The sequence below is a fragment of the Alteromonas sp. ABH4_454 genome (assembly GCF_056311775.1).
Genome location: NZ_CM149972.1, coordinates 174,440 through 194,026 on the forward strand (window position 1 = coordinate 174,440; position 19,587 = coordinate 194,026).

Below are 19,587 nucleotides of genomic sequence, written 5' to 3' on the forward strand. Positions count from 1 at the left end.
AATCTTAGGGCGATTTAAAAGCGTTGAAGATTAATCAACGCTTTTACTTAGTATTTTCGCTAACTCGTAGTTACCTTGCGAAAGTGCGATATCGGCAACCGAATTGCCCGCTTTATCCATGTGAGCTGGGTTAGCCCCTTTGTCGATAAGCGTATTGATAATTTCTTGTCTGTCGAACAGGCTTGCGAACATTAACGCGGTTTGGCCTTGTGCATTTTCTTCGTCAATATCGCAATCGGCAAATACGAGCTGTTTGGCCACGCTTACATGCCCTTTAAAGATGGCGCCCATTAACGCAGTATTGCCGCGATTGTCTTCTTGACATGGGTTAGCGTGTGCATTGCTGATAAGGAAGTCTACCGTTTCAGTGTGGCCGTGATAGGCAGCAAGAATAAGCGCGGTATAGCCTTTTTCATCCGCTACGTTAACATCTAGGCCAGCTTGATAAAATGCACCTAGCATGGCGCTATCGCCTTCTCGCGCCGCATCAAAATAGCGTGCTTTCAAGGCTTCCATATTAGGCGTAGTTGCACTTTGTTGAGTATTAGCTTGAGTGGTTGTGTCAATTGCCGCACTAGTATAAAAACTGGTGAAGGTGGCAACGACGAACAGTGCTGCCGTAAGTGTTTGCTTCAAAAAAGACATTGTGCCCCCTTACTGGTAAATTAAACTTGGTTACTACTAAACTGTTTTGGCAAAGCTGTTTTAGCAAAGCTATAAGAGAAAGGTTGTTAAAGAAAAATGGGAGTTACTCAACACTGTGATATAACTCCCAACGTTATTGCTACTTAGCTTATTGCATAAGTGCCGTTAGGCTTTCTGCAACTTGCTTTGCTTTTGCAGCGCGTGCTGCCTGTTGCTCCATCAAGTCTTTTGCAGTTTGGCGAACTTTCGACATTGGCGCTTTAGCTAGTTTGGCTACGCCCTTACCATAGTTCTTATCTGCGTTGTACATATATGCACTAATGATTACGCGAATTTCTTCTTCAGGTACCGATGCTAACGCTCCACCTAAATTACTAATAAGGTGCGCTTGACCTTCTTTAGTTAGGTTTCTGAAAAACTCACCCGCTTGCTTAAAGTTCTGTTCTTTGTAGAACGGAATTTGTTGTGTTATACCTGCAAGCGGCTTGCTTGAATAACGAAACGCTGGATCTTCGTTTAGGTCAAGACGACGGCTTGGCTGATAGTTCACATCGCGATTAGAGCTAGTTGTGCGAAGCTGTCCGTGTTGCTCGTGGTTATTGATAACCGCATTTTTCGGCGCGTTAATAGGAATGCGGTACGCATTAACACCTAAACGATAGCGCTGCGTATCAGCATACGAGAACAAGCGGCCTTGAAGCATTCTGTCTTCTGATGGCTCAATACCTGGAATTAAGTTGCTTGGTGCAAATGCCGCTTGCTCAGTTTCTTCAAAGAAGTTGTCTGGCACACGGTTTAACACTAGGCGACCAATCTTCTTAGCAGGAACTAAAGACTCAGGCCAAATTTTAGTCGTATCAAGTGGGTTAAACTCGAAGTCATCTAACTGTTCTGGCTCTAACTCTTGAAGATAAAGATCCCAAGATGCTGTTTCACCTTTTTCACCGATACGGGTGTACACATCAGTAGTATGAGGCTGGAAGTCCATACCTTGCACTTTCATTGCTTCTTCAGCAGAGAAGTTCTTAATAGGTTGGTTCGCTTTCCAAGTAAACTTCACATACTTGTAATTACCTTCGTCATCAACAAATTTAAATGCGTGAACGCCTGAGCCGTCCATATTTAAATAGCTTGCTGGTGTACCGTAATCAGAGAAAAGCATGGTTAACGTATGCGTTGACTCTGGCACGTGAGAGAAAAAGTCAAAAATGCGCTTCGCATCTTGCTTGTTCGTTACCGGCGACGGTTTAAATGCGTGAACCATATCAGGGAATTTAATCGCATCACGAATAAAGAATACCGGGAAGTTGTTGCCTACTAGATCCCAGTTTCCTTGTTCGGTGTAAAACTTTACCGCAAAACCACGTGGGTCACGCAGCGTCTCTGGCGATAAATGTCCGTGAACTACTGATGAAAAACGAACAAATACTTCAGTCTTTTTACCTTCGCCTTGAAATGGTGCGGCTACTGTCTCGTCAGATAGGTCGACATAGTTTTCATAGTAACCGTGAATACCAACACCACGGGCGTGAACAACACGCTCAGGAATACGCTCACGGTCAAATGCCGCTAACTTTTCAATAAGGTGAGAGTCTTGTAGCAATACTGGACCCCATGGCCCTGCAGTCTGCGAGTTTTGGTTGTCACCTACCGGGGCGCCATTTTGGCGAGTTAGTGTATCTGCGCTTACACCTAAAGTAAGCATACTGGCAGCAACGCCGCCTAATACAAATTTAGTTAAGGTTGATTTCATTGAGGTTCTCACAGTTGTACTCCTACATGAAGGTTGGTACGAGGTTTAGGGGCTTTAACTTCTACACAAACTTGATCGCCGTAATAGTTATCAGCGTAGTTGCATTGCGTTTGAATTGGTTGATTCGTTGTGGAGGAAACACGGTGGCTATTGGCCGTTGTTAGCTTTTTTAATAGTGCGCTCATTTCGCTCTCCTTGTTAAGTTGAGAGCATTATCATTAATTGAGTAAAACTATTAAAACGAGATAATATGATTCATTAAATCAAACAAACCGATTGTAAATATGCTGGCTAATCGTAATTTTTTATGAACGAGAGTGATGGCTATTGCCGTGGGAAAGTGAAGGTTATCTGTCTTTTTAGGCTAGTAAGTATAGTAGGGCTAAGTGTTTGAGAAAAAATGTGGCAGCGTTTTTGTCAAAACGCCGCGCATGAAATCATTTAATAAACTTAGGCGTTAAGCCACGGACCGGTAATGGCCAACGTTTTCGTTGGTGAGTAAATATTGACGAAAAGCGTATTGCCATCAGGCGAGAAACACGCACCTGCTAGTTCTGTTTGCGCGTGTAATTTAGCAAAGTTGTATACTTCTCCGCTTGGCGTAACACCACGTAAATGGTTATCCACTATGTCAGTGTACTGATCTTCGCACACCAATAAATGCCCGTTCGGGCACACAGTTAGATTATCGCCAAAGTTGTACAGGTTCTTGTCTTCACTTTCCAAAAACAGCTGAAGCTTGTCTTGTTTACCATCTGCAGAGGGAACAAGCTTCATTACCTGACCTAGCTGCTTTTGCCCGCCATTGGTACAGCAGAAGTAAAGCTCATCTTCACCCCAATGTATGCCTTCACCGCGAGCGAAAAGCGCAGCACCTTTATCATACCCTTGCACGCGTAAATCATCATTAGGGCTTTCTGGGTTATCTAAAGCTACCCACTCCGCGTCAAACCATGTAGCTACAGGCATAGCATTGCCATTCCAGTTACGTGTATCGAACTGAGGGTTATTTTTAACGACTAATGCTTCTAATTGGCCGCCAGCTGCCAAGTTACCGTACTCATTTGGTACAAAGCGATAAAGCAAGCTGTCGCCTCTATCTTCGGTTAGATAGACAATACCAGTTTTGGGGTCGACACAAGCTGCTTCGTGGTTAAAACGCCCCATATCTTTAAGAGGTTTAGCTTCAATCAGTGAGTCGGCGTTTGCAGGTACTTCAAAAATGTAGCCGTGATCTTTGTTTACTACATCGCCGTTAGGGCCATGAGGACGGTCTACCGATTCTTCACAGGTTAACCACGTGCCCCAGGGCGTAATGCCGCCGGAACAATTTCTTACGGTGCCAGTCAGGCTAATAAACTCTTTTTCAACCTTTTGCGTGGCAAGGTTATACACCATGGTTGTGGTACCGCCGGGTATAGCAATGCCATTAGCGTAACTATCATAAGCTAAGTCGCTGGTATGCGCTTGAATAGACTCAGGCTGAGCACTTAAATGTTTGGGGTGTAATTCATGATTGCGTACTAGCGCCACTTTATTGCTACTACCATCTATAGGTAGACACCCCATTCCATCCGCCCTATCAGGTACATGCATACCGTCAGACATCGCATTGCCAAGACTTGAGATAACTTTATAGCTAAAGCCTTTGGGTAAATCGAGTAGCTTTTGAGGGTCGGCCACTAGCGCGCCATAGCCTTCACTAATTGGCATTGACGCCAAATTCATTTTCTTACCAAAAGCACTGGTCGCTAGTCCACCAAATGCCAAAGAGCCTACTAAAAACTGGCGTCGTGTAATCATGAAAATCTCGTTAAACAATAAAGCCGGGCATGATAGCCATTAATTGTTACTGTATAACAACACTATAAGAAATCATTGGCAAGGGACATTCGCATTTTATAGGCAGACAGCTTGGGGAAAGCGGTTAATGGGGAGGAACTCTAGCAACAAACCTATAGTTTTTCAGCCAAACGAGGCGGGTAGTAAAAAGGTTTACAATCTACAACTTTAAAATGCTGGGCATCGATATGTTCGGGGTTCAATACAAAATTAAATTCACCTGGACAAACACTTGATGGTACTTGTAGAACGGCAGAAGATTTATTTTGAAGCCAAGTCGTGCCGATTTGTTTAGTATGCTGCGAGTATGGCATAGCACCCCAACCAGCAGGCAGTTCTTTAAGTGATAAACGTTTTATACGAACTTCTTCCGACAATAGAACTGTGGTTATAGTGAGGTCCTTTTTCAACACTTCAGATGAGTCATTAACTAATCGCTCTAACATCGCTAAAGCCCGACTGCTAGCAGTATAGACAGCAGACTGCCCTGTATAGTGCCAACGACCCTCACAATAATGGCCGCCTATTCCATTGAGCGCGTTCTCGCTAGAGTTGTTCTTTCTTGGTGCTATACGATAGACAAGCACTAGGCTACGAAACCGTATTCTAAGCCAAGCACGATACGCTTGATCAAGGCGCGACCACTGGCTGACTCTAACACAGAGACAGGGGCTGAATTATTGAATTGGACGTGAGGAGTGTTTAACCAAAGGTTCCAACGTTCTACGCTTTCAAAGTAAGCGATACCAAGGTTCATTAGTCGGGCCACATCAAGTGTGTTTTCACTCACCTGTGGACTTAGATTTTTGTTATCCCTAGCATATCTTTCCAGCGTCTTAGGTGTAGTACGTATAAATTTAGCAATTGCTTTTCGATCCCATTTCATTATGGATTCAAGACGCTTTATTCTATTGACGGTAAAACCTTTGCGGACTGCCTCAACTTCGTCAAACGGTGACGATAGCTTGTTTAACAGGCCACCACTAACGATTTCAACCAAATCGACCTCGGTATCGTAAGTCCCGTCTCTCTTGTTTTCACTTACTTTCATAGCGCCTCCAAAAGACAATTACTCCTAAATATAGAGACAAATGTCGTTTTTATCAACTGAACTTGATATCGGATTCCTCTCTCCCAATAGCTTTCGTTTTACATAGATTAAAACAAGCGAGTCTATGCCCTCTGTTCCCCTGCATCGCACGGATACGGAGTCGGTGTTCTTACTTAAAAGCTAGAATGGGTTTACGGCGTGTTCCCCTTTCTCCTCTCAAGCTATTGACTATGCCGGTTAAGGAGGGAGTGAAGCCCCATCAAAAACTGATCGCAGCAGCGACGCTGCTGCGAAGCCGCCATGGATGGTTTTACGGCGTATCCCCCTCTCCTACAAAGTCTTATTTAACGCATAGTAACGGGCGTGAGTGTATGCCCTCTGAAACCCTACACCGCAGGGATGCGGTGTCGGAGCCCCCATGGATGGGTTCACGGCGTGTTTCAGAGGGCATACGCTCACGCACTTTCCAAAAGGCATAAAAAAAGCGCACCTAAGTGCGCTTTTTTTGGCTTGTGTTGCTAAGTCTAGATTAGTCTAGGATCTTAGATACAACACCAGCACCTACTGTACGACCACCTTCACGGATTGCGAAACGAAGACCTTCTTCCATCGCAATCGGAGCAATTAGCTCAACTTTGAATTTAAGGTTGTCACCAGGCATTACCATTTCTACGCCTTCTGGAAGCTCTACAGCACCAGTTACGTCAGTTGTACGGAAGTAGAACTGTGGACGGTAGCCTTTGAAGAATGGAGTATGACGACCACCTTCATCTTTAGACAGTACGTATACTTCTGCTTCGAAGTTAACGTGTGGAGTGATTGAACCAGGCTTAGCTAGTACTTGACCACGTTCAACTTCATCACGCTTAGTACCACGTAGAAGAACACCAACGTTCTCACCTGCACGGCCTTCGTCAAGAAGCTTACGGAACATCTCAACACCAGTACAAGTAGTCTTAGTAGTGTCTTTGATACCTACGATTTCTACTTCTTCACCAACCTTGATGATACCTTGCTCAACACGACCTGTTACAACAGTACCACGGCCTGAGATTGAGAATACGTCTTCGATTGGAAGGATGAACGGCTTGTCGATTGCACGCTCTGGCTCTGGGATGTATGAATCAAGCGCTTCACCAAGCTCGATGATTTTCTTTTCCCACTCTGCGTCGCCTTCAAGCGCTTTAAGAGCTGAACCTTGGATAACTGGTAGGTCATCACCTGGGAATTCGTATTCGTTAAGAAGTTCACGAACTTCCATTTCTACTAGCTCTAGAAGCTCTTCATCATCAACCATGTCACACTTGTTCATGAATACGATGATGTAAGGAATACCAACCTGACGACCAAGTAGGATGTGCTCACGAGTCTGAGGCATAGGGCCATCAGTCGCAGCTACTACTAGGATACCACCGTCCATCTGAGCAGCACCAGTGATCATGTTTTTAACGTAATCAGCGTGTCCTGGGCAGTCTACGTGTGCGTAGTGACGAGTAGGAGTGTCATATTCTACGTGTGAAGTAGAAATGGTGATACCACGAGCTTTCTCTTCAGGCGCGTTATCGATTTGATCGAAAGCCTGAGCAGAACCGCCGTAAGTTTTAGAAAGAACTGTAGTGATAGCTGCAGTTAGGGTAGTTTTACCGTGGTCAACGTGGCCGATTGTACCCACGTTTACGTGGGGTTTCGTACGTTCAAACTTTTCTTTTGCCATTTCTATTATCCCAGCAAAGTTACATTAAAAAATTTAGAAATTTTACATGAGCTGGGGAGAAATAAACTGGTGCTGATAGGCAGATTTGAACTGCCGACCTCACCCTTACCAAGGGTGCGCTCTACCAACTGAGCTATATCAGCACTGATTTGGAGCGGGCAGCGGGAATCGAACCCGCATCATCAGCTTGGAAGGCTGAGGTAATAGCCATTATACGATGCCCGCAATCCTAATTCTCTGGCCACCTCATAGAGAAAGTGGTGGAGGGGGCAGGATTCGAACCTGCGAAGGCTGAGCCGGCAGATTTACAGTCTGCTCCCGTTGACCGCTTGGGTACCCCTCCAGATTGATGGTGCCGACTGCCGGAATCGAACTGGCGACCTACTGATTACAAGTCAGTTGCTCTACCAACTGAGCTAAGTCGGCACTACATCAAGTGGGTGCGCATTCTAGAGTATTGTTTAACTCTGTGCAAGTGTCTTTTTGAAAATTTTTCAATTTTCTTTTTTGACCAATTTTTCAACTAATCAAAAACTTACGTCGACGTTCACTTTAGAAGTTCACTTCGAGCGTAGCGGGCAAGACCCTGCATCACCAAATGAGCGAGGCGCATGTTATCAGCAGATTTTAAGAATGCAAACACTTTTTTGTCTCCACCCCCTAAAATTATATCAAAATCGGTTTGTTTGCTTGATATGTAATCAATCGCGCTCAAATAAACACCATATAGTGCCGCATGACACCCTGATGCCACACAATCTTCAGTATCGGTTCCTACGCCAAAGGTGGTCGGAATTTCATCATTCGCGTACACTTTTTTAGTAGAAGCTACCAATGCATTACGCATTACTTGAAAACCAGGCACGATCCAACCGCCTAAATGTTGACCATCTACGACAAAGTCGACCGTTATTGCCGTACCCACATCCATAACAAAAAATGCTTTTTTTGATTTTTCTGCAGCACAGACCATAGCAAGCCATCTATCAACGCCCATTTTTTGAACATTCGCGTAACTATTTTTTATGCCGAAGGCTTCTTTCTCTGTGTGCTTTTCTACAAAAATAATATTGCGCTCGTTACACATGGCGGATATTTCATCAACTAGCTCCTGATTTCTTACCGAAGCGATATATAAATGAGAAATTTTTTTCTGAGAATCGATAAAAGAGAAAAGAGAATTGGCATCTTCACATGCATTAGGCTCTTCTTCTGCATGACAAAGCAGTGAATATTTTATTCGGGTGTTACCGATATCCACTAATATGACGTGGTTTTCTTCAATGTTGTTCATATTTTAGTTTTCAATTGCGAAGCAATACGTAAAACGAAAGGAAAGAGTTCTATCTAAAAATCACAAAGATGAACTACGAAGTACTTTTATAATAAAAATGGCCAAAATTTTCGTAGCTCAACTATAAAATAAAACGTTAGTTACCTCTTAGGCTAACTTCGCCACCGTGGAAACGGGTAATACCGTCTTGCGTTTCAACAAGAAGCGCGCCGCTGGCGTCCACTCCCCTATCAATTCCGGAAAAACGCTTTTCTCCCATTTGCAAAACAATGCGTTTATCTGCGTATAAGTCGAGCGCTTCCCAATATGCTGTGAATGGCCCGAAGCCTTGTTGAGTAAATTTAGGCAAATAAAACCACAGAGATTTGATTATTTCTGCCGCTAATGCATTTCTATCTGGGATAGTGCCTAAATAAGACGCAAGATCGCTATGAGGTTGACCAACGTCATATTGATTATCTGGAACACAAACATTTAAACCTATTCCGATAACACTATGCGCCGTTGCACCTATCTGCCCTTCTACCTCAATAAGTACACCCGCAAGTTTTTTACCCTGCAGATAAATATCGTTTGGCCATTTTAATTCAGCATCTTCGACACCAAATTCTTTAAGCGCATCGCAAACAGCTAGACCTACTAATAAAGAAAGCCCAGCCATACTCTGATAACCATCAGGAAAAGACCAATACATAGAAAAAGTTAAGCTTCCGCCAACTGGCGCTAACCAAGAACGGCCATGTCGCCCTCGCCCATCGGTCTGAATTTCAGCAAAAACAACATCGCCATTTTCAAGATCTTCTCGTTTGCTCGCAATACGCTTCTTCATTTCTGTATTGGTGGAAGGTAAAACCGACTCCACATCAATAACCGCTCGTTTTGTATTGCCTAAATGGCGTTTAATGCTGTCAGCGCTTAACAATGGAAAACCTCGTTCTAATCGGTAGCCTTTACCTTTTACTTTAAATACATCTAAACCCCAATCGGCAAGTTGGGAAATATGACCCGCTACTGCGGTACGTGAAAGTCCAACTTGCTGAGCAATGGTTTCACCTGAATGGAACTGACCGTCAGACAACAAAGCGAGTATATGTTTTCTTATAGCTTTTGATGCTTGTCTCATAGCGAAATAAGTCCTTTGTTTCCTAATAAGCGTACTTCGGGCTCCAGCTGTACGCCAAATTTATCCTGTACGCTTGCTATGATATTTTTCGCCATGGTAATTACATCGTTTCCGGTGGCGCCACCTAAGTTAGTAAGTACCAATGGCTGTGTAGGGTGGCAACGTACTTTATTCAACGTTCTGCCTTTAAAACCTGCTTGGTCAATTAACCAAGCAGCGGGTATTTTTATTTGTTCTTGTTCATTTCCAGTATTTGATGAACCAGCATTTTCGCTTACAACAAAATGCGGTACCGAGTCATATTCTTGCGCTATCGCTTCGTAAACTGCTTTTGAGACAACGGGATTCTTGAAAAAGCTACCTGCATTACCTAATTCACTGGGATCTGGCAGTTTGCTTTTTCTAATTTCAATTACCTTACTATACACCTTTTCTGGTGTCGGCTCGGTAAGTGCGGCTAATTCTCCATAGCTTGTTTTAAGTTCGTATTGCTTAGGTAACTTAAAGTTTACATGGGTGATAAGTACTTTGTTGGCTAAGGCATGTTTAAACACACTGTCTCTATAACCGAACTGACAGTCTGCATTACTTAGTAATACTTGTTCGCCGGTTTCAAGAAATACACATTCCACCTTATCGATTAACGAATTAACCTCTACACCGTAGGCTCCAATATTCTGAATAGGACAAGCCCCTACCGAACCAGGTATTAACGCTAAATTTTCAAACCCATACCACTTCTCTTTCATACAGAGAGTTACAAAGTCATGCCAGTTTTCGCCTGCTCCTACTCGTAAATAGTGGTGGCTTTCAGTATCAAAGTGACTAATGCCTTTTATTTCGTTTACCAGAATCGTACCGTCAAAATCGTCGGTAAAAATCGAGTTGCTTCCACCACCTAAAATATAAATAGCTTTGTTTGTTTCATTCTTATAGGTATTAAAGATAGATTGAAATGAGGCTACGTCGGTAAACGACTGGATGGAATCACACGACGCTGAAAGGCCGAATGTGCTGTAAGCTTGTAATGAGGGCATAGAATTTTACGAACTGCGAACAATCCGCTAATGGTAGGGTAAGGACGCATCAAATAAAAGCGCAAACACACAAATAAGTGCCCTACGGTGTTTTGAGTTTTTTACTCTTTATATTAATGGTGGTGCTTACACTATGTAATATGGGAGAACATTGCTAACTAGATAACTTTCAATAGCCATTTAATTCTGTTTTTCTCATATGCATTTTATCGATCGCACTATAAATAAAATCGCTATCGAACGAGCTATGTCCACTTCCCCATTAATGAGACAGTCCTGAATGAGAGTATTCTAGTTTTTCTCGGTAAGCTACCGGAGGCAGGTTACCCAGACTTTAAAAGTAAGAGTAACTTTATCAACATTGAGTAATTTCAGCAGTACATAGCGAAGTCTAGCATCCGATGAGGGATCAATCGCTCCATAATCGATATAGAAAAGTCGTTTATCAGAGGGTTGGCTAAGACCCTTTCCTTTTAACTATTTTCTATAAATGCACTACAGGCAAAGAAGAGTACTATTATAAAGAAGCAGACAAATTCTGCATGCTGCTTAATTACAGAATTGACAGGTTCAAGTTGAAAATTACCCCGCAAATAAGCAGGGTTATTATTAAATGGTAACGTTGACATAAACACATCGTTGCTGTTTCGTGTCTTTACACCACGCAGATTATTTTTCAACCTGTCTTTCAACACTTTTAATGCTATTAAAAATTTAATCCTTAAAAATTATGCAACTTTGCTATTTAAAAACGCTGAATAGCTTTTTTTAGGCGTATTATTTTCGGTAAAGAGTAAAATGCTACCACCGATAATAACTTAGAAGTTAAGTGTTCGCTCAAGCTAGAGTAAAGCTTTAGATTTTGACTGTTGTAACTTTGGTAGTGCAAATAATATGCAATTAACTTATGATTTCGACATAAGCTTTTAATAACCGAACGAAAGTCATCGTTTACTGCCTCGGTATCTAAAGTTTCGGCGCATTTATAAGAAGTAAGTAATCGTGAAAACCGCTCGCTGTCCAATGTGTCCGATCGGGCAACTAGCTCATCTTTGTCTTTTTCAAGAAAGTTATTGAGCTTTTCAAAGTCGCTGAAGTTCATTAGAGAAAAGTCGACATGACTTTCACTCATTCGCTGAAGTATTAAATCCAACTCCTCCAACACAGCTTTTGAAGCAATGCCGTTTGACAACCTCATGAGCTCTAAAGAGCCAGGTGAGAATTTTGTGTTTATTTTTCTGAATTCAGCCGGCGATTCAATAAAGTTGTCGAAGCAAGAAGAAAAATCTTCAAAGATATTATCGCCCTTTGAATCACTAAAATCATAAAAACGATACATGACATCTACTTGAAATTTTGATGCAATCGTAACTATCGTTTCAAGGTGATTAAACTTAACTTTGCTTGGAGCCCTAAACTTTTCTGTCTTTCCATGCCTTTTTACTTGCTGGTTATAGCCTGACTCTAAAACCGAAAGCGGATGTCTTATATAGAAAATATATTTGGCACTCTTACAATACAGAAATAGCCAAGGTAAAAAATAGTAAAAGTGCTCAGAAGAAAGTAAGAGCATTTTTTCATTTTTCTTTTCTAGTTCCTTGATAAGCTGTGAGAGCTTTTCACGGTCGAAGTAGAGCGACCTTCCACTGGAAGTTGAAATCAATGAAGAGAAATTACCCGAACTTATGCCATTTCTATCTGTTTTGTGATTTGGATAATAAATCCCCTTAGATGATAAATTATCCGATTGACTATTTAACCACCCTTGTATCGCGGAAGTACCTGTTTTTGGAGGACCGACATGTATGGCTATCTTCTTATTAGTTTTATATTTATCAATGACTTGCTGTACAATACCACTCCACTCTTCCAAAAAAATCGCATTTACTTTTTCATAAATTAAATATGCTTCTCTTAGTCTTTCAGTTATATATAATTTTTCCTTCTCTGCCAAGCGAACGCTCTCGCCTGACGTAATGCTGAATAGTTTCCCGTAAGGTATTTTCGAAAATGAAACATTGTATTTTAACTCAATTATCAGCACAGAACTTAGTAGATCCGAGTCGGAGAGAACTAAAGCTTTATTTCCCTTTATACAACTAAAAATTTTCTCATAATAGGCATTTACATCATCAATATTAGCTTCAAAAAAGTCGCCAATATTTGTATAACTATGCTCTATGCTCACAAATATTTGCTTTAAGTATTCAATGGGATCACAGACAATAATAGCATCAATTCGCTGCTCTCGATTGTCAAGATTAGATAACTCGCTGAGAGCAAACTCAACGTGATTTGATATAAGGTGTTCACTTATCAAAGAAAAGAGTTCTGATGCACTACTACCTAACAACTGCAATTTCATTCTAAAACCTAATACCTCAACATTTTGACTACAACTCACCTAGTAGAAGTGAAACTTGATAAGGATCACCAGATTCGGTGATTCACCTTTCGAGAATTTCCGTTATATCTGGCAAGGTAATGCCTGTTAAGAGCTTACTTAAATCCCGCTTGTTTGTTGAATAGTTGTCACTCACTATTTTAATTACTTCCGAATATCGAAAATCAAGATACTCTCTCGCTTTTTTAAAGTAATCTCTAAACCTTTCATCTTTCAAATGCTTTTCCATATAGCTTCGATAGTCCTCGAAAGCAACCGTTTGAAAACTAAAGGTGTGAGGGTTAGAAACAAAATAAAAACCTGCTCGATTACTTTTTAGACGTAAATGCTCTTCTTTCAGCTTTCCAAGAGGGCGCCCCCTGAGTAACATTGCGACATATTCATATTGAGACCGATTTTTTCGATGTAATATGTAAGCATTCTTTGGCATTTCGATACAATCAACCTGAGAATTTTGGTCGTTTATACACTTTAGATACTCTGCATTCTCGAATTTTTGTAGTAAACCATTATCTAAAGTGTTGTGGGGGTTCATCTGCTGGGGGCGCGTGTATTTTTTGTACAGCGTTTTTATTTGTCTGGCTGATTCAACGCTTATTGTTTGCTGAAGCGCAGGGGTCAACAAGTTATCTTTTTCAAGCTTGTTAAACCATTTGAAAGACAATGTATCAAACTTTCCTATTGAACTGCAGACCTGGGCAATTGTTCTCTTTAAATCTATAGGAACCCAAAACTCATCAATATCAAGAAACATAACTGCGTCTACACTCTCGATATTCGTAAAACTGCTTTTGTATATGTGAACTTGTGGAGCGGGGATACCACTTGCAAAAACTTCATCACTGTTTATAAATTTTACGGGAAGGTCTTCGAGTAGATTGGCCAACTCTTCAGTATTATCACTACACCCATTGTAGTATATTTCTATTTCACTGAAGCCGAAGTATAGGTGGTGAAAAATCCATTCTGGTAAGTACATCGACTCATTTTTAGCGACTGCAACTAGTTTAATTCGCTCAACATTTCTGGATGTTATGTTCCGATTAATTAACAGTCGCTGCGCTTTTTTCCATTGTGCTAATTCACTCTTCAATCTAAGCAACATTTTTTCGAAGAAAGTGTATTCTTCCATATTAATTTAATAGCTCCTTCGTAATGTATTCTCATTTTACACTAAAGAGCTTTGCCAACATATTGATTATGTATGTCAAGTGAAACGAAAAAGACATCTTAATTTTGAGGTTTTGTTGATATGAGTGGAAATTAATGTACTCTGACCCCATTTTTTCTTTCTTCCGAACGCAAAAAACCCGCCGTTAGGCGGGTTTCTCTTAATGGGACCTGGCAGTGTCCTACTCTCACATGGGGAAGCCCCACACTACCATCGGCGCTAATACGTTTCACTTCTGAGTTCGGAATGGGGTCAGGTGGTACCGTATCGCTATGGCTGCCAGGAAAAAACTGGTAACAATTTGGGAAAGATAATATTAATTCAATCAGTGAGTAACTACTTTTCACTCTACTTGCTGCTCTTTATCAGAGCTTAGCTTGTCTACAACACGCAAAAGCCTAAAGCTTTTTGGGCGTTGTATGGTTAAGCCTCTCGGGCAATTAGTACAGGTTAGCTTAACGCCTTACAACGCTTCCACACCCTGCCTATCAACGTCATCGTCTATAACAACCCTTCCAGAACTTAAAGTTCAGGGATGACTCATCTTTGGGCCGGCTTCCCGCTTAGATGCTTTCAGCGGTTATCCGTTCCGAACATAGCTACCGGGCAATGCGATTGGCATCACAACCCGAACACCAGCGGTTCGTCCACTCCGGTCCTCTCGTACTAGGAGCAGCTCCCATCAATCATCCAACGCCCACACCAGATAGGGACCGAACTGTCTCACGACGTTCTAAACCCAGCTCGCGTACCACTTTAAATGGCGAACAGCCATACCCTTGGGACCGACTTCAGCCCCAGGATGTGATGAGCCGACATCGAGGTGCCAAACACCGCCGTCGATATGAACTCTTGGGCGGTATCAGCCTGTTATCCCCGGAGTACCTTTTATCCGTTGAGCGATGGCCCTTCCATACAGAACCACCGGATCACTATGACCTACTTTCGTACCTGCTCGACGTGTCTGTCTCGCAGTTAAGCTAGCTTATGCCATTGCACTAACCTCACGATGTCCGACCGTGATTAGCTAACCTTCGTGCTCCTCCGTTACTATTTGGGAGGAGACCGCCCCAGTCAAACTACCCACCAGACACTGTCCACAACCCCGATAAGGGGCCAATGTTAGAACATCAAACATACAAGGGTGGTATTTCAAGGACGGCTCCACACAATCTAGCGACTGTGCTTCAAAGCCTCCCACCTATCCTACACATGTAGGTTCAATGTTCAGTGCCAAGCTGTAGTAAAGGTTCACGGGGTCTTTCCGTCTAGGTGCGGGTACACAGCATCTTCACTGCGATTTCAATTTCACTGAGTCTCGGGTGGAGACAGCGTGGCCATGGTTACACCATTCGTGCAGGTCGGAACTTACCCGACAAGGAATTTCGCTACCTTAGGACCGTTATAGTTACGGCCGCCGTTTACCGGGGCTTCGATCAAGAGCTTCGTCCGAAAACTAACCCCATCAATTAACCTTCCGGCACCGGGCAGGTGTCACACCCTATACGTCCTCTTACGAGTTTGCAGAGTGCTGTGTTTTTAATAAACAGTCCCAGCCACCTGGTCACTGCGGCCTCCATTTGCTTACCACGCGAAGTGTTCACAAACAGAGGCGTACCTTCTCCCGAAGTTACGGTACAATTTTGCCGAGTTCCTTCACCCGAGTTCTCTCAAGCGCCTTAGTATTCTCTACCTGACCACCTGTGTCGGTTTGGGGTACGGTTCATATAATCATAAGTTTAGAAGCTTTTCCTGGAAGCAGGGCATCAACAACTTCACTCCCTTGGGAGCTCGTCTCGTGTCTCGGCCTTGAAAACCCGGATTTACCTAAGTCTTCAGCCTACGCACTTTCACTTGGACAACCAACGCCAAGCTTGCCTAGCCTTCTCCGTCCCTCCATCACTGATTATATAAGTACGGAAATATTAATCCGTTTCCCATCGACTACGCATTTCTGCCTCGCCTTAGGGGCCGACTTACCCTGCCCTGATTAGCATGGGACAGGAAACCTTGGTCTTCCGGCGTGGGAGTTTTTCACTCCCATTATCGTTACTCATGTCAGCATTCGCACTTGTGATATGTCCAGCAAGCTTTACAACTCACCTTCATCCACTTACACAACGCTCCCCTACCCAGCATGTAAACATGCTGCCGCAGCTTCGGTATATTGCTTAGCCCCGTTACATCTTCCGCGCAGGCCGACTCGACTAGTGAGCTATTACGCTTTCTTTAAAGGGTGGCTGCTTCTAAGCCAACCTCCTAGCTGTCTATGCCTTCCCACATCGTTTCCCACTTAGCAATATTTTGGGACCTTAGCTGGCGGTCTGGGTTGTTTCCCTCTCCACGACGGACGTTAGCACCCGCCGTGTGTCTCCCGGATAGTTCTCATTGGTATTCGGAGTTTGCAAAGGGTTGGTAAGTCGGGATGACCCCCTAGCCTTAACAGTGCTCTACCCCCAATGGAATTCGTCCGAGGCTCTACCTAAATAGATTTCGGGGAGAACCAGCTATCTCCCGGTTTGATTGGCCTTTCACCCCCAGCCACAAGTCATCCCCTGACTTTTCAACGTCAGTGGGTTCGGTCCTCCAGTTGATGTTACTCAACCTTCAACCTGCTCATGGCTAGATCACCGGGTTTCGGGTCTATACCTAGCAACTAAACGCGCAGTTAACACTCGCTTTCGCTACGGCTCCGCTATTTGCTTAACCTTGCTACTAAATATAAGTCGCTGACCCATTATACAAAAGGTACGCAGTCACCCCGAAGGGCTCCCACTGCTTGTACGTATACGGTTTCAGGTTCTATTTCACTCCCCTCACAGGGGTTCTTTTCGCCTTTCCCTCACGGTACTGGTTCACTATCGGTCAGTTAGGAGTATTTAGCCTTGGAGGATGGTCCCCCCATATTCAGTCAAGATAACACGTGTCCCGACCTACTCGATTTCACTGTAAAGATTGCGTCGTGTACAGGGCTATCACCTTGTATCGCTCCTCTTCCCAAAGGATTCCACTACATTCAATACAGCTTAAGGGCTGTTCCCCGTTCGCTCGCCGCTACTAGGGGAATCTCAATTGATTTCTTTTCCTAAGGGTACTTAGATGTTTCAGTTCCCCTCGTTCGCCTCGTTACACTATGTATTCATGTAACGATACCTGTAAACAGGTGGGTTTCCCCATTCGGACATCTGTGGCTCAAATGCATTTTGTCGGCTCACCACAGCTTTTCGCAGACTTACACGTCCTTCATCGCCTCTAACTGCCAAGGCATCCACCGTATACGCTTCGTCACTTAACCATACAACCCCAAACAGCCTTTTGACTTCTGTCTGAGTTATGTCGTATGAATGACAAGCTAATCGGAAGAATTGCCTTGCTATCAATAAATTGATAACAAGCAATTCAGTCAAGTAGAGTAAAAAGTTCATCTTTCGATTTCTCAGTTACTCAATTTTGATTGATTACTATTAATATCAGCTTTCCAAATTGTTAAAGAGCATAGTGCTTAATTCAAAACACTTAGGTTTGATCTTAAATCAAAGCTAAGGGCTTTTATTTAAGTCATCTTTAAATATAAACAAAACAATCTGTGTAGGCACTGCATCAAGTGCGTCTATCGACGTAATGGTAAGGAGGTGATCCAACCCCAGGTTCCCCTAGGGTTACCTTGTTACGACTTCACCCCAGTCATGAAACACAAAGTGGTAATCGTCCTCCCGAAGGTTAGACTAACTACTTCTTTTGCATCCCACTCCCATGGTGTGACGGGCGGTGTGTACAAGGCCCGGGAACGTATTCACCGCAGTATTCTGACCTGCGATTACTAGCGATTCCGACTTCATGGAGTCGAGTTGCAGACTCCAATCCGGACTACGACATTCTTTAAGGGGTCCGCTCCACATCACTGTCTCGCTTCCCTCTGTAAATGCCATTGTAGCACGTGTGTAGCCCTACACGTAAGGGCCATGATGACTTGACGTCGTCCCCACCTTCCTCCGGTTTGTCACCGGCAGTCTCCTTAGAGTGCCCAACTTAATGCTGGCAACTAAGGACAAGGGTTGCGCTCGTTGCGGGACTTAACCCAACATCTCACGACACGAGCTGACGACAGCCATGCAGCACCTGTGTCAGAGTTCCCGAAGGCACCAATCTATCTCTAGAAAGTTCTCTGCATGTCAAGTGTAGGTAAGGTTCTTCGCGTTGCATCGAATTAAACCACATGCTCCACCGCTTGTGCGGGCCCCCGTCAATTCATTTGAGTTTTAACCTTGCGGCCGTACTCCCCAGGCGGTCTACTTAGCGCGTTAGCTTCGCTACTCACGACTTAAAGTCACAAACAGCTAGTAGACAGCGTTTACGGTGTGGACTACCAGGGTATCTAATCCTGTTCGCTACCCACACTTTCGCACATGAGCGTCAGTCTTTGGCCAGGGAGTCGCCTTCGCCACTGATGTTCCTCCAGATATCTACGCATTTCACCGCTACACCTGGAATTCCACTCCCCTCTCCAAGACTCTAGTCTGCCAGTTCTAAATGACCATCCCAGGTTGAGCCCGGGGCTTTCACATCTAGCTTAACAAACCGCCTGCGTGCGCTTTACGCCCAGTAATTCCGATTAACGCTCGCACCCTCCGTATTACCGCGGCTGCTGGCACGGAGTTAGCCGGTGCTTCTTCTGTTGTTAACGTCACGGCTAGCAGGTATTAACTACTAACTTTTCCTCACAACTGAAAGTGCTTTACAACCCGAAGGCCTTCTTCACACACGCGGCATGGCTGCATCAGGGTTTCCCCCATTGTGCAATATTCCCCACTGCTGCCTCCCGTAGGAGTCTGGGCCGTGTCTCAGTCCCAGTGTGGCTGATCTTCCTCTCAGAACAGCTAGAGATCGTCGCCTTGGTAAGCCTTTACCTTACCAACTAGCTAATCTCACTTGGGCCTCTCTTTGCGCCGGAGCCGAAGCCCCGTTTGGTCCGTAGACATTATGCGGTATTAGCAGTCGTTTCCAACTGTTATCCCCCTCGCAAAGGCAAGTTCCCAAGCATTACTCACCCGTCCGCCACTCGTCAGCGAAGTGCAAGCACTTCCTGTTACCGTTCGACTTGCATGTGTTAGGCCTGCCGCCAGCGTTCAATCTGAGCCATGATCAAACTCTTCAATTAAATATATCGAAATATGAATCGTCGTTGTGACACTCTTAACGAGTGCCCACACAGATTGTCTTGTCTAAATTGTTAAAGAACGTTGCGACTTCGTCGCAATTCACTAGAAGCCGTTGCTTCTTAGTGACTCACCCTGTTCGAGTGAGGTGCGCATTATACGCTGGAAGTTTTCGTTGTCAACACTTTTTGAAAATTTATTTTCTGAAGCGTTTCTTCTAAACTCCCGTCTTTACTGGCCTATATAGGTAGTAGAGACTTACTTCAGGAGGGTTGCTGTTTTGCTTTTCCCCCGAAGCGGATGCGCATTTTAGGGAAATGAGCGCTCACGTCAACACTTATTTTAAAAAAGATGAAAAAACTGAACTAACCGTCTATTTTTCATTCAAATGTGATAA

The 19,587-nt window shown here is 43.6% G+C and carries 12 protein-coding genes, 4 tRNA genes and 3 rRNA genes; all 19 read right to left on the reverse strand.

The genetic code is table 11. The features are described from left to right. Positions 1–30: 30 nt before the first annotated feature. On the reverse strand, positions 31–645 hold the full coding sequence (locus ACYX4W_RS00745; RefSeq protein WP_476074400.1) for an ankyrin repeat domain-containing protein: 615 nt from the start codon (positions 643–645) through the stop codon (positions 31–33). Positions 646–793: 148 nt separating this feature from the next. Further along, the gene (locus tag ACYX4W_RS00750; RefSeq protein WP_476074401.1) at positions 794–2,410 is read right to left on the reverse strand and encodes a catalase; all 1,617 of its coding nucleotides are present in this window, start codon (positions 2,408–2,410) and stop codon (positions 794–796) included. Beyond that, entirely contained in the window at positions 2,407–2,583 is a 177-nt protein-coding gene (locus ACYX4W_RS00755; protein ID WP_179984675.1) for a hypothetical protein, read from the reverse strand. The genes ACYX4W_RS00750 and ACYX4W_RS00755 overlap by 4 nt, the downstream gene beginning before the upstream one ends. A 265-nt stretch (positions 2,584–2,848) precedes the next feature. Then, positions 2,849–4,201 carry an alkaline phosphatase PhoX gene (locus ACYX4W_RS00760; RefSeq protein WP_476074402.1) on the reverse strand — a complete coding sequence of 451 codons (1,353 nt, stop codon included), beginning with the start codon at positions 4,199–4,201 and terminating at the stop codon, positions 2,849–2,851. Between the two features lie 152 nt (positions 4,202–4,353). Next, positions 4,354–4,827, reverse strand: a complete 474-nt coding sequence (locus ACYX4W_RS00765) for an RES family NAD+ phosphorylase (RefSeq protein WP_476074403.1) — start codon at positions 4,825–4,827, stop codon at positions 4,354–4,356. Further along, entirely contained in the window at positions 4,827–5,291 is a 465-nt protein-coding gene (locus ACYX4W_RS00770; protein ID WP_476074404.1) for an antitoxin Xre/MbcA/ParS toxin-binding domain-containing protein, read from the reverse strand. Before ACYX4W_RS00770 ends, ACYX4W_RS00765 begins: the two co-directional genes overlap by 1 nt. Before the next feature lie 529 nt (positions 5,292–5,820). Beyond that, positions 5,821–7,005 carry an elongation factor Tu gene (gene tuf, locus ACYX4W_RS00775; protein ID WP_012519826.1) on the reverse strand — a complete coding sequence of 395 codons (1,185 nt, stop codon included), beginning with the start codon at positions 7,003–7,005 and terminating at the stop codon, positions 5,821–5,823. A 67-nt stretch (positions 7,006–7,072) separates the two neighbouring features. Beyond that, positions 7,073–7,148: transfer RNA gene (locus tag ACYX4W_RS00780), tRNA-Thr, on the reverse strand. A 7-nt stretch (positions 7,149–7,155) separates the two neighbouring features. Further along, positions 7,156–7,230 (reverse strand) — tRNA-Gly (locus ACYX4W_RS00785). Between the two features lie 33 nt (positions 7,231–7,263). Continuing rightward, positions 7,264–7,348: transfer RNA gene (locus ACYX4W_RS00790), tRNA-Tyr, on the reverse strand. Positions 7,349–7,355: 7 nt separating this feature from the next. Further along, a tRNA-Thr gene (locus tag ACYX4W_RS00795) sits at positions 7,356–7,431 on the reverse strand. 121 nt (positions 7,432–7,552) lie between these two features. Next, the gene (locus ACYX4W_RS00800; protein WP_476055712.1) at positions 7,553–8,299 is read right to left on the reverse strand and encodes a type III pantothenate kinase; all 747 of its coding nucleotides are present in this window, start codon (positions 8,297–8,299) and stop codon (positions 7,553–7,555) included. Positions 8,300–8,435: 136 nt separating this feature from the next. Beyond that, positions 8,436–9,422, reverse strand: coding sequence for a bifunctional biotin--[acetyl-CoA-carboxylase] ligase/biotin operon repressor BirA (gene birA, locus ACYX4W_RS00805; protein WP_179984680.1), 987 nt, complete (start codon positions 9,420–9,422; stop codon positions 8,436–8,438). Then, complete coding sequence (murB, locus tag ACYX4W_RS00810) at positions 9,419–10,459, reverse strand: UDP-N-acetylmuramate dehydrogenase (RefSeq protein WP_476074405.1); 1,041 nt, start codon at positions 10,457–10,459, stop codon at positions 9,419–9,421. The genes birA and murB overlap by 4 nt, the downstream gene beginning before the upstream one ends. 745 nt (positions 10,460–11,204) lie before the next feature. Then, the gene (locus ACYX4W_RS00815; RefSeq protein ID WP_476074406.1) at positions 11,205–12,824 is read right to left on the reverse strand and encodes a hypothetical protein; all 1,620 of its coding nucleotides are present in this window, start codon (positions 12,822–12,824) and stop codon (positions 11,205–11,207) included. Between the two features lie 82 nt (positions 12,825–12,906). Beyond that, a complete protein-coding gene (locus ACYX4W_RS00820; protein ID WP_476074407.1) occupies positions 12,907–13,995 on the reverse strand; it encodes a glycosyltransferase family 2 protein in 1,089 nt (362 codons plus the stop codon). A 207-nt stretch (positions 13,996–14,202) separates the two neighbouring features. Then, positions 14,203–14,318: ribosomal RNA gene (gene rrf, locus ACYX4W_RS00825) — 5S ribosomal RNA — on the reverse strand. 135 nt (positions 14,319–14,453) lie between these two features. Further along, a 23S ribosomal RNA gene (locus ACYX4W_RS00830) occupies positions 14,454–17,329 on the reverse strand. Between the two features lie 330 nt (positions 17,330–17,659). Further along, positions 17,660–19,192, reverse strand: a 16S ribosomal RNA gene (locus tag ACYX4W_RS00835). The 16S, 23S and 5S rRNA genes sit together here, the layout of an rRNA operon. Between the last annotated feature and the right edge of the window lie 395 nt (positions 19,193–19,587).